General features: G+C 44.9%; 8 protein-coding genes. All 8 read left to right on the plus strand.

The window, feature by feature from the left end; all coding sequences use genetic code 11:
* The first annotated feature begins 1 nt into the window (after position 1).
* Positions 2-3,049, plus strand: a complete 3,048-nt coding sequence (locus SPSPH_RS03905; protein WP_075753423.1) for an efflux RND transporter permease subunit — start codon at positions 2-4, stop codon at positions 3,047-3,049.
* A gap of 42 nt (positions 3,050-3,091) precedes the next feature.
* Positions 3,092-3,706 (plus strand): MptD family putative ECF transporter S component, encoded by a 615-nt coding sequence (locus tag SPSPH_RS03910; protein ID WP_075753425.1) that lies wholly within the window; start codon positions 3,092-3,094, stop codon positions 3,704-3,706.
* Between the two features lie 17 nt (positions 3,707-3,723).
* Positions 3,724-4,521 carry an energy-coupling factor transporter transmembrane component T gene (locus SPSPH_RS03915; RefSeq protein WP_146196579.1) on the plus strand — a complete coding sequence of 266 codons (798 nt, stop codon included), beginning with the start codon at positions 3,724-3,726 and terminating at the stop codon, positions 4,519-4,521.
* 211 nt (positions 4,522-4,732) lie between these two features.
* Positions 4,733-5,728: a helix-turn-helix domain-containing protein gene (locus SPSPH_RS03920; RefSeq protein WP_198930882.1), complete on the plus strand. Its 996-nt coding sequence runs from the start codon at positions 4,733-4,735 to the stop codon at positions 5,726-5,728.
* Between the two features lie 312 nt (positions 5,729-6,040).
* On the plus strand, positions 6,041-9,766 hold the full coding sequence (locus SPSPH_RS03925; RefSeq protein ID WP_233138650.1) for an amino acid adenylation domain-containing protein: 3,726 nt from the start codon (positions 6,041-6,043) through the stop codon (positions 9,764-9,766).
* A gap of 4 nt (positions 9,767-9,770) precedes the next feature.
* Positions 9,771-10,874 carry a saccharopine dehydrogenase NADP-binding domain-containing protein gene (locus tag SPSPH_RS03930; protein WP_075753431.1) on the plus strand — a complete coding sequence of 368 codons (1,104 nt, stop codon included), beginning with the start codon at positions 9,771-9,773 and terminating at the stop codon, positions 10,872-10,874.
* The gene (locus SPSPH_RS03935; RefSeq protein WP_083945385.1) at positions 10,871-11,977 is read left to right on the plus strand and encodes a Gfo/Idh/MocA family oxidoreductase; all 1,107 of its coding nucleotides are present in this window, start codon (positions 10,871-10,873) and stop codon (positions 11,975-11,977) included. Before SPSPH_RS03930 ends, SPSPH_RS03935 begins: the two co-directional genes overlap by 4 nt.
* 58 nt (positions 11,978-12,035) lie before the next feature.
* Positions 12,036-12,791 carry a VOC family protein gene (locus tag SPSPH_RS03940; protein ID WP_075755939.1) on the plus strand — a complete coding sequence of 252 codons (756 nt, stop codon included), beginning with the start codon at positions 12,036-12,038 and terminating at the stop codon, positions 12,789-12,791.
* The last annotated feature ends 6 nt before the right edge of the window (positions 12,792-12,797 follow it).

Here is a 12,797-nt window from a genome sequence, read left to right on the forward strand (position 1 = left end):
TATGGGAAAAATAAATTTAACAGAATGGGCTCTTAAACACAAGCAAGTAGTTTACTATTTTATTATTATCATTTTTATTGCCGGAATATCTTCTTATCAGGATTTAGGGCGGATGGAGGATCCTGACTTTACTTTACGTTTGATGGTAGTGTCTGCCAGCTGGCCTGGAGCTACTGCCCGTCAAATGGAAGAGCAAGTTACCGATAAATTGGAAAGAAGATTGCAGGATACACCAGGGCTTGATTATATAATGAGTTATTCAACACCAGGGCAGTGCATTATTTATGTTGCTTTAAAAGAAGATGAGGTTAAAGGCAGTCAGGTCCGGCAAACGTGGTTTGAAGTGCGCAATATGGTTGAGGAAATTAAATATACATTGCCGGCAGGCGTAAATGGACCTTTTTGTAATGACCGGTTTGATGATGTTTTTGGCTGCATTTATGCTTTGACAGGGCCTGATTATAGTTATGAGGAACTGAGAGAAGAGGCTGAGCGGATTCGACGTTTGCTGGTTAACATTCCCAGTGTCAAAAAAATTGAGCTGCAAGGCGTTCAGACTGAAAAAATATATATTGAAATGGAAAATGCCAAATTAGCACAGTTGGGTCTTGCTCCTTCCGATATGATGAATGCTGTGTATAATCACAATGTTATGAGTTCTTCAGGTATGATCGAAACTGAGACAAGTAATTTGCATTTACGAATAAGTGGTAGATTTGATAATCTTGAAGATTTAAAAAATATGCCTATTCATGCTAACGGGCAAAGTTTACGTTTAGCTGATATTGCTAAAATTAATCGCGATTATAGTGACCCGGCTGACCCTAAAATGTTTTTTAATGGTCAACCGGCAATTGGTTTGGCTTTGTCAATGGATACAGGCGGAAACATTATTAAACTGGGTAAGAATTTAGATAATGCTCTTTCAAAAATCAAAGAGCAACTGCCTGCAGGTATGGAGCTGGATATTGTAGCTAATCAACCGGAAGTTGTGCAGCAATCAATTAATGATTTTGTCAGGTCTTTGGCGGAAGCTATTCTAATTGTCTTGTTTGTTTGCTTTTTTAGTTTGGGGGTACGCTCTGGACTGGTAGTGGCTTTAGGTATTCCTTTGGTTATTTGTGGTGTTTTTTTAGTTATGAAACTGCTGGGAATAGATCTTCATAAAATTTCTTTAGGAGCATTGATTATCTCTTTAGGTTTACTGGTTGATGATGCTATTATTGCCATTGAGATGATGAAAGTTAAGTTGCAAGAGGGAATGGAACGTTTTGAAGCTGCTTGTTATGCTTATAGGGTTACTTCTTTCCCCATGCTTACCGGGACATTAATTACCTGCGCCGGTTTTATTCCTATGGGCTTTTCCGAGGGAACGGCTTCTGAATTTATCGGCAGTATTTTTTGGGTAATTACGATAGCCCTTTTGCTTTCCTGGATTGTCTCGGTGTTGGTAACACCGTTGTTAGGTTATAGTTTGTTGAAAAGTTCTTCTGATGCGAGTTTAATAAAAAATGATATTTATAATACCCGCTTTTACAATAAGTTTAGAATCATTTTAATTTGGTGTTTATCTCATCGCAAAAAAGTATTAATCGGTACTTTAGCTGCGTTTATTGGTTCGATTTTTTTAATGGGTATTGTTAAACAAGAATTCTTTCCTGAATCTTCGCGACCGGAAATTGTTATCGATATGCGTTTACCACAAGGGGCTTCTGTGAAAGCTACTGAACGAGAGGCTAAACGTTTTATTGAGAAGTTAACTATGGATGCTGAGCTGACAAACTATTCTTATTATGTTGGCAAAGGAGCACCAAGATTTATTTTAACAGGTGATGCAGAATTTCCTAATACAAATTTAGTTCAATTTGTTATTGTTGCTAAAGATGTAGCTATTAGGGATAAGTTGGCTAAAAAGGCCAGAGAATTATTAAGTACTGAATTTCCAGAAGTACGTGGTAATGTAAAATTTTTAAAAACAGGTCCGTCTTATCCATATCCGGTTAATTTGCGAGTGACAGGTAAAGATCATGATCAGGTACGTAAAATAGCTGAACAAGTTGTAGGTAAAATGAATCATAATCCAATCATAACAGATGTTAATCTTGATTGGAGTGAAAAAAGTCAGATTTTAAAACTTGAGGTTGACCAAGATAAAGCAAGAATGTTAGGCGTTGATAATCAAACGCTTGCTGCTAATCTTCAAGGGCTGTTATCAGGTGCTGCTATTGCTGAATTTAGAGAAAAAGACAGGACTATCGGTATTGTTTTTAGACTTGACCAGAAAAGTCGTAATAACCTGAGCTTGTTTAAGGATATAAATGTTCCAGCAGGTAATGGTTATGTGCCATTAGCGCAGATTGCTAATATTAGCTATGCCGCTGAGGAAGGATTAATTTGGCGGCGTGATTTACAGCCAACAATTACTGTGCAAGCAAATACAATTGAAGGCATACTTAGTAATGATGCTACTCAGGCAGTTTATGACAGTTTGGCCGAGCTGCGGGCAGAGTTGCCTAGTGGTTATAGTATCGACATTGGCGGCTCTTTGGAAATGAGTTTGAAAGCAAATGGCTGGGTAATGCAGCTTGTGCCTGTCATGATTTTAGCGATTATTACTTTGTTAATGTTACAGATACAAAATATTCCTAAAATGCTGCTGACTTTACTTACTGCACCAATGGGCCTGATTGGGGTTAGTATTATTTTGCTATTGACCGGTAGACCAATGGGATTTGTTGTGCAGCTTGCTATTTTGGCCTTATCGGGAATAATCATGCGGAATTCTGTGATTCTCATTGATCAAATTGAAAAACATACAGAAGCTGGCGAACATCCTTGGGATGCTATTGTTAATGCCGCTGTTTCCCGTTTCAGGCCAATTATGCTCACTGCGGCAGCGACAATTTTGGCGATGATACCATTAGTTTCCAATGATTTCTGGGGTCCTATGGCAGTAGCTATAGCAGGGGGGCTTTTTGGGGCAACAATACTTACTTTGTTAATACTGCCTGTTATGTATGCTGCTTGGTATAAAGTTCCTTATCGGTAGAACAGGTTCTTTTAATTTTATTATTAGGGGGAAAGGATAAAAATGACTATACAAGCAAGCAATAAGCTGCAGGTAAAAGATTTTATTACGTTAGGTGTTCTTAATGCCGTGTTTACAGTGATTTTTATATTACTCACTGTAGTTGTTGGTATATTTCCTGTAACTGGTATTTTTGCTCCGGCAATCGCGGCAATACCCTTAGGGGTTGTTTTTATACTTTTGATGATAAAGGTTGCCAAAAAAGGAACACTTGTTGTCAGTGGTGTTTTACAGGCAGTTATCTTATTTCTCTTAAGCGGTTCTTGGACCTTTGTTGTGGCTGTTATTTCAGCAACACTCCTGGGAGAATTAATTGTTGGGGGATCATATAAAGATTTCCACAGAGTTACCATAAGTTATGCTGTTTTAATCTGCGGTTATGCGCTTGGATCCTTTGCTCCCATTGTCTTTTTTACAGAATCTTGGCGCACTGCTTCTGTTGCCAGTGGTTATAATGCCAGCTATGTTAATGCCTTTACAGAGATATTAAATGGACCAATATTGGTGGGAATATTAGCTGTATCATTGCTGGGAGCATTGCTGGGAGCTATGTTGGGTAAAAAGATGTTGAAAAAACATTTTGTGAAAGCTGGCGTTATTCTTAGAAATGAGAGGTGAAAAAGGTGCATGTGGAAATGTCATCAAATGCAGGTTCGGTTAGTTTGACCAGTCCAACTAATACGAATAATGTGTTTAAGCTAGATAAAAAAAATGGTCTTAAAGATATAGACCCCAGAGTAAAAATTATTATTACATTGGCTTTTAGCACAATGCTTTTTTGTACAGCACAGGAGTTAACTATTCTAATTTCTTTGTTAATGGTTTTTGTTATATTTTTATTTTCTTGCATGGCTAAAAAAAGTATTAAATTTATTGTGGCTTATATTATTATTGTGGTATTTAATTATGTTATTAATTTAATTAGTATAGAATCTCTAACAGTTTTGTTAAGTGCCATTACTTACACTATGTTAAAGTTTATTCCAATGGTTATGCTCAGTTATTGGCTTTTTTCTACAGTAAGAGTTAATGAGTTAATAGTAGCTTTGGAGCAGATGAAAATTCCTAAATCAATGATTTTATCATTGGCTGTCTTATTTAGATTTTTACCTACTGTAACAGAAGAATTAGGTTATATCCGAGATACTATGAAAATGCGCAACATTGATTTGTCTTTTAAAAGAGTTATACTGCAGCCTGTTAAGACAACAGAATACATTATGATTCCTCTCCTTCTCAGGAGTGTCAAGATATCTGATGAATTGGCAACAGCGGCTTTGACTAGAGGAATTGATGGAGAAAATAAGAGAACTTCTTTGAGAAAATTATATATTTCATTTCCGGAAATATTATTTGCTGTTCTTTTTATCTTATTTACAGCTTTTTTATATCAGTTTGACCGACAAATTATCGAATTTCCTATTATGAGATAGTTCATTTATTCAAAGGACTACTGTATGTCCGGGTTGCAGACATACAGTAGTTTCTTTATTTGGTAAAAGGAAAAGTGTATAAAATGGAAGGAGTTGACAATCATAAAAGGATTCGTTATAATAAGCTAAATGAAAATGATTATCAATAAATTAGGCGGTGATTGTGTGTCAGTATAATTTTTAATATTATTTATTAATATCAAGGGGCGATATGATGATCAAAAATGCCATGCCAAAATTTAAGGTAGTTAATCCTAAAAATGAGGAGTGCCTGATATGTGCCGGGCTTAACCAGATTTATAAAACTGATTTCTTTCAGCAGGAAATGGAAATACCGGAGAAGTTTGGCAAGGGATATTGTCGCAGAATTATTGTAAAACCCTCGTTGGAGATGTTTATATACAATGGGACCTTATATGAAAAAATAATAATGCGAGGCAGGCAGAATAATCCCCAGAATTGGCTTGTTTTTTGTCTGGGAGATTCCATACAGTGGCTGTTGGAAGGGAAACAACAGGAATATGTGGTAGCAGGTGGGGAAAACTATATAATGAATTGCAGCCAGGACAACCATTTATGCATCTATAACCCGGGGCAGTTTTTAGGATTGAGTATACAATTGGACTCTGAAATCATCACAAATTTTATTCAGCATATGGGTAAAGAACCCACCCGCACCAGTATATTTCATAGCGGCACCAGTGCCTATAAACGAAAAAATTCCTCAAATGTCAGGCTGATACTCAATGAGATGATCAATTGCCGTTATCAGGAGCATGTGAAGCGAATATATCTTGAAGGAAAAATACTGGAACTGATTGCTGTTTATCTGGATGAAACAATTTTTGAAACCGGAGCCTTGCATTCGCGGACAAAACTTTCGTCATCAGACGTAAAATCACTGCATGAAGCCAGACGGCTGATTGATAAAAATCTTGCTTCACCGCCAACCATCGGCAAGCTGGCAAAATTGGTGTGTCTTAATGAATTTAAGTTGAAAACAGGCTTTAAGGAGTTATTCGGCATGCCGGTTCATGCCTATATTATTGATAAAAGATTAGAATTGGTACGTTTGCTCATGGAGGATAAAAAATTAAAAGTTTCTGAAGCGGTTTTAATAGCCGGATATAATGATGCCAGTCACTTTGCAGAAAAGTTTAGGAAAAAGTATGGTATTAATCCGTCGGCCTGCGCAAAAAGATTATAAACCGTCAGGGAAAAAATTGAAATTAAACGCTATTTGTCTTGTATTAGGCAAATAGCGTTTTTTATTTGATGTCCTGTCTGCTTTGAAAATGTAAAAAAATCTTCTGCTAAAATACTTTTTGGCATATACTTTTCCTTTTTTGCGTGGAAATACAATGGGAAAATAAGGTATCATTTACATTGATTATGATAATCATTATCAATGTAAAGTAGGGTAAAAAGCCCCGCTAATAAGTTTCAGGAAATAAACAGGCAGGAGATTAAGATGTGTGGGTTTCCCTGTTGTCGTTTTGATAAGGAGAGGTGATTAGTAGTGTCGCAAATTGAGATTGAAAGAAATGATAGTCAGTTCAGATTTTTTCCACCGCCGCCGCTCATGCCGTTATCGTCCGATAGTACGGCAAACAGTGACCTTTTATCTGTCCGAAGGGAGGATGGAATTGGCAAAAATGAATGGGAAAAGCTTAAGAGAGTCGCTCTGGCGCATAATATTTCACCATTGACGGTATTATTGGCAGCCTTTGATGAAGTGCTAAGCAGATGGAGCGCCGGAGCAGCAGTAAACACTGTACTTCTGAATGGCCCTGTTGGCTATGTTCATTTCAATGGTTCTCCTGATTACAGTGTATCTCCCCGACCGGCAATTCCTTTTATCTTCAGACCTAGCCGGGATAAATCATGGCTGGAAAGCTGCCGGCGAATGGAAGTTCAACTGGCGGATTCGATGAAGCGGGACTGTACTGCGGTTGAATCTGGTTGTGGCAGTAATGCTGAAGAGCCGGCTGAAAGCGAAGCTGTTGCTGTTTTTGCCAATGGCTTGCCGGTATTGCTTCCGGAATATAGCGGAACACAGCAAAATACGAGTGGAATCGGCTTACAGGCTGCCGGCGACGATGAGCGAAAAACGTTGTCATTTTTACCGAATGCACGCCTGCAGTGTTATGTGGCTGAGCGTGAGGGCGGAATCCAGATCATCCTGGATATGCCGGCAGAACTTTCCAGGAACCTGGATGATGCCATGCTGGCTGCTTATATTTTCCTGCTGAACTGGGCGGCAGAAAGCTCATGGGAGCAGTGCATTCCAGATTTACTTCCCTCGCCGCAGCGGCTGGTACGGGAAGCGGTAAATGCCACGCTGGTTCCAGTTGCTGAAAGGTTGCTATATCAGGATTTTTTTCACCATGCCAGCGAGAACCCCGGGAAAGCAGCTTTACTATGGGTTGAAAACAAAGAGCAGCACATCCTGACTTACGGCGAACTGGCCGACAAAGTGTTGCGGCTGGCAGCGCTTCTTCTTCAAAAAGGTGTAAAAACAGGAGACGCTGTCGCCATAACCCTGTCGCGCGGTCCTAATCAGGTGCTTGCCGTCCTTGCCGTGCTGGCCGCGGGAGCCGTCTACGTTCCTATCGGTATTAACCAGCCGCCGTCACGCCGGGAGCGGATCTGCCGGCTTGGGGGGATCCGCCACCTGATAACAGATCAGGCTGGAAATTCACTTTTATTACTTGCGGAAGCGATAAAAGTAATTTTGATAGAAGAGGCGGAACAGACGTTACCGCTGCCGCTGCCGGTTGCTGTCAGCAGTGATTCCCTAGCCTACGTGATATTCACCTCAGGGTCGACCGGTGATCCCAAAGGAGTGGAGATTACCCACCGTGCCGCCTATAATACCATTGCAGATATCAATACCCGATTTTCCTTAACGGAAACCGACCGGGTTCTTACTGTTTCGGCACTTGATTTTGATTTGTCTGTTTATGATATATTCGGTCTGTTATCGGCCGGAGGCGGCATTGTCTTACTTGATGAAGGCAACACACGGGAAGCGCCCGCCTGGCTGGAACTGATCCGTACGCTGCAAGTAACGGTGTGGAATTCTGTACCGGCGCTTTTTGATATGTTGCTGACTGCAGTCGATAATGATGCTGTATTGGCTTCGTTGCGGCTTGTTCTCGTTTCCGGTGACTGGGTTGGGCTGGATTTGCATGACCGCTTAAGGGCGAAAAACCGGGAATGCCGTTTGGTTGCTCTCGGGGGAGCCACGGAGGCTTCAATTTGGTCCAATTACTTTGAAATTAATTATGTTGATTCGTCATGGAACTCCATCCCTTATGGAAAACCATTACGCAACCAGTATTTCCGCATTGTGGACAGACTTGGCCGCGATTGCCCGGACATGGTAGCCGGTGAGCTATGGATCGGCGGTGCGGGAGTTGCCCAAGGCTATCGCGGCAATCCTGTATTGACAGCGGCCAGTTTTATTGACGCCGGGGACTGCCGCTGGTATCGAACCGGCGATCTGGGACGCTACTGGTCTGACGGAGTGATTGAGTTTCTTGGCAGAGCTGACCACCAGATAAAGCTGAGGGGATATCGCATTGAACTGGGAGAAGTAGAAGCCGTTTTACGGCAATACCCGGGGGTAGGTCAAGCAGTTGCGGCCATAGTCGCCAGTTCTGGCGCAAAACAGCTTGGTGCCGTTGTCGTTGCTGGCTCTGCACCATTGCCGGTTCAGGCTGATTTGCCTGAACCCCGGAGCTGCGCCGCCCATTCTTATCGCCAGATATCCCGTGAATTGCAGGCAAAAATTGCCGAGGCGCTGATTGCGGAAATCTTAGGTCTGGCTGAGCTGCGGGATGCTACGAGCCTAAAAATCGGACATGAACTGCGACTAGTGCCGGAGTATCAACCGTTAGTGCAAATGTGGCTCAAATGGCTTGAACAACGCAATGTGATTAAAGTAAATAACGGCGTTTTGCGGGCTGGAGACAGATTCGGCGAAGTTCTTGCTTATGCCGGAGCGATTAAACAGCCGGCGGCTACGTGCAGCAGCGTGATGGAGGACGGTTCGCTGACAGCTGCCATTGAACAACGTTTATTTCAGCGGCGGGATGATTACCGCAGCATTCTGAGCGGAGACCTCGCGGCTGAAATTTTGCTCGATGATGAGTTACTCTCGCCTGAAAATCTGTCTTCCCGGGACTATGGGACAAATTTAGGTATCCGTCTAATTGCCGGCAGGCTAAAAAAAATGACGAAATCAATTGGCAAACCGGTTGACGTTGCGCTGCTTGGCGGACGGAGCGGTTTGTTGGCGGCCCGGCTGCTGGCGATGCTTGCGCCGGAAGATATCCGGCTTACTCTGTTTGATCCGGCCCCGTCCATGGTGGCTGCCGCTGAGCAGCGTCTGTCGGTGCTGCGCCATTCTGTTGGTTGCCATATACTGCCGGAAAACTTTGTACCGGAACAGTTCCGCTATTCTTTTGACGCGGTTTTGGCCATAAACTCGCTGCATCGTTACCATGATCCCTGCCAGGGCGTTGCCGTTGCCGCTTTGCTGGTGCGGGGCGGCGGAAAAATATTTGCTTTGGAACATTGCGAGTTGACGCCGCTTGCCGCCGTAACGGCGGCGGTGCTTGACAGAGGATTTGCAGCTTTTGACCATGAACGCCGTCAAGCCTATAGTCCAATGCTGCCTGCGCTGCAGTGGCTAAATCTGCTGAGCAAAGCCGGTTTTGGCAAAGCAAATGTTGTTTCGCTGAAAAATTCTTTTTCTGAATTCATTGAGGCAGAATGCCCGGCAGCCAGACAGAACCTGGAACCGGCCCGCATCCTGGAATTTGCCGCCAAGTATTTGCCGGTGCATATGCTGCCGGAAAGAGTGGAGGTATTGCCATGGCTGCCCTTGAGCGCCAACGGCAAAGTAGACCGCAAAGCCGTTGCCGCCGTGTTTGGTGCCGGCGCTGTGGCAGATGACGACGAACAGCCGCAGGCAGGGATGGAACAGGAAATTGCCGGCATGTGGCATAAGCTGCTAAAGATTAGTTCGATTGGCCGTAATCAGGGTTTTTTTACTAGCGGCGGGGACAGCCTCCTGGCCACGCGTTTTTTGGCGGAAGTGAAGGAAAAATTCGGCCTTGAACTGTCTTTAAGACAGATGTTTGAATCACCGTCATTATGGCAGGTGGCTGCCATTTTGGAGAACAAATTAACCGAAATGAAGCAAGATATGGTGTTTATGGAAGAGGGGGAAATATGATCCTATGATCGGTATCATCGGCGGTTATGGGGCTGTCGGGCTGCAGACAGCCCGCATGCTGCAAGAATGGGGTGGACAGCCGCTGCGGATTGGCGGTAGGAATTCTACGATGGCAAGAAACCGGTTCAGCGGTGAATTTCCGCGGGCCGAATGGTTTGAAGTGGATGTTGAGGATGACCAGAGTATGGATTTGTTTTTGGACGGGTGCAGCCTGATTGTTAATTGCAGCGGACCTTCCTGGCGGACGGCAGCCCGTGTGGCCAGGATGTGTCTGGCCAGAGGGTGCCATCATGTTGACGCCGGCATGGACAAAGAAATGGCAGTGTTGCGCAAAACAACGCCAAACAATACAGTCGTGTTGTATGCCGCCGGTGCCACGCCGGGATTGTCGGGCTTGTTGCCGCGACAATTGGCACAGGCTTTCGATCAGGTTGAATCCCTGCGTTATTATACCGGAGCTTTGGACAAATTTACGGCTGCGGCGGCTGAAGATTATCTTACCGGTGTTGTGGATAAAGACAACCAACCGCTGGCGGGCTGGAAAGATAGCGCTTGCCGCTTAGCTGCTTTAAACCGTAGGACGGGAACCCGCCTGCCTTTTTTTCCACGGGAAGTGACTTTGTATCCGTATTTCGATGCCGAAGCAGAATTTGTCGCAAACGCTTTAGCCCTGCGTGACGGTGAATGGTATATCGGCATTGACGGGCAGCATGTCCCGCCGGTTTTGGACGAAGTACGCTTCCGGTTTTCGACTAACCGGCACGATGCGATAAAGCGTCTTTGCACGGCTGCCGAGCTTGATGCCGCCGGACGCCGGCAATATGCACTCTTTATTATTGAGCTTAGTGGCCGGAAAAACGGAACCGGCATAACACGTACACTGGTTTTACAGGCAGACAGGCCTTCCCTGTTGACCGGCTCAGTTGCTGCTGCGGCAGCGATAGCCGTACTGGAGGGAGAAATACCTGCCGGAATTCGTCCGCTTGCTGAGCTCCCCGTACCGGACAAGGTAATTGAGCGGTTAAATAAAAGCAAGGTTATCAGTTGTCTGCGAGTTTTCGAATCTTCGGTTGAACAATTGCTGCCGGTGACGGAGGGGGAACTATGAGAAGAAAAACGCCGGGCAAACAATTGCGAGCGATCGTATGCGGCTCCACTTTCGGCCAGTTTTATCTTGAAGCCTTAAATCTGCTGCCAGAAGAGTTTATCATTGACGGCTTACTGGCACGGGGAAGCGAGCGGTCGGCGCAGTGTGCAAAGTATTACGGCATAAATTTATATACCGAGGCCGGCCAGCTGCCGGATAACATTGATCTGGCCTGTGTCGTGCTCCGCTCGGGAGTCTTGGGCGGCAAGGGCACGGATTTGTCGCAAGAACTTCTCGCACGGGGAATTCACGTTATCCAGGAACAGCCTGTACATCACAAAGATATGGCGGCTTGTTTAAGAGTGGCCCGGCAAAACGGGGTTTTGTTTCAAACCGGCGACCTTTATGTTCAATTACCTGCTGTCAGGCGGTTTATTGCCTGTACCCGGACTTTACTGAACCGGCAAAATGCCTTGTATATCGATGCGGCATTTGCTTCGCAGGTTTCCTATCCGATGGTACATATTTTGGCAGAAGCTTTGCCGTCCATTCGCCCCTGGCGGACAGGGACGGTGAGCCGGGAAGGAGGTCCGTTCCAGGTTTTGACCGGAACACTTGGTAAAACTCCGGCTGTTTTGCGGGTGCACAATGAAGTCGACCCCAACGATCCGGACAACTATCTTCACTTGCTTCACCAGGTTACCATCGGCACGGCGGGCGGCAGTTTGTCCCTTACTGATACCCATGGTGACGTCATCTGGCGGCCCCGGCTGCATATCACCAAAAATCTGGGTACGTTTGGCGATTTAGCAGGCGCTTATCCGGAGCATCTGCTGGAAAACAGTACCGAAACGCTGGGACCGTCGTCGTCTGCCAGCTATAAAGAAATTCTCACAAAGCAGTGGCCTGGGGCTATTGCCCGTGATTTGTCATCCATGCGCGAAATGATTCTGGAAAATTTTGATACAGCGATGAAATCCCAGCAGGCGCTTTTATATTCCAGTCAGTGGCAGGAACTAACGGAAACGCTGGGATATCCCGTGCTGCGTCCGGGAGGTAGCCACCAGCCGCTGCCGGTGAGTATCCTGCAAACCGAGGCGGAAAAAGTTGCCGTGAATGGGTAGCTGTGCTCAGTTTGGCTGTGTGAAATATGTAAAAAAATACAGGAAATGGAGCAAGAAGATGCTTGTATGCAGTCACATTATGTGTAAGGTAGCCAATATTTCCGAGGCAGTTCAGAACTGCAAGAAACTTGGTTTTTCCGTCGAATGGGGCAGTGCGCCGGAACGCGCCCATAATGCTTTCATCTGGTTTGAGGAAGGTCCATTTATTGAGTTCTTCCAGATACCGGAATCATGGTGGCTTCTGGGTTCCCCTTTTGGCCTTATCTTTGGCCGGGAAGCAGGAAAGCGCTGGTATCGTTGGTTTGGTTCTGCCGAGGGCCTTTGTGATTTGGCGCTTGTACCGGCAAATGCGGCTGAAGAGGCAGCTAAAGAGGTAATCAGAGACAGCCGCAGCTTTAAGGCGTTAAAACTATCCTTAAACAAAGCGGGTTTATCGACTTCCCGGATCATCAACGGCTGGCGGGTCCGGCCTGACGGAGTAAAAGTCCGGTATAGTTTTTTTTCGCCGGAACCTTCCGGCCTGCCCTTTGTCGTTTCCGGCTATGACAGTTGCCAGCGTCCGGAAAAGGTTGAACATCCTAACGGCGCGCGCGGTATTACCTGGATCAAAATGGGCGTTGCCCACAATGATGTGCAGCAGTTTCGGCTTCTTACCCAAGGGGACAAATGGCTTATTGCCCAGCCAGCGACCGAAACAAAACTGCTGGAACTGGGACTTGCGGGTTTAAAACAGAGCCTTGATCCAAATCTGTTACACGGTACGGTTATGACTGACGCTGCCGGGAAGCCGGAAAATCAATATGAGGAAAAATGAGGGGAT

The sequence above is a fragment of the Sporomusa sphaeroides DSM 2875 genome (assembly GCF_001941975.2).
Taxonomy (GTDB): domain Bacteria; phylum Bacillota; class Negativicutes; order Sporomusales; family Sporomusaceae; genus Sporomusa; species Sporomusa sphaeroides.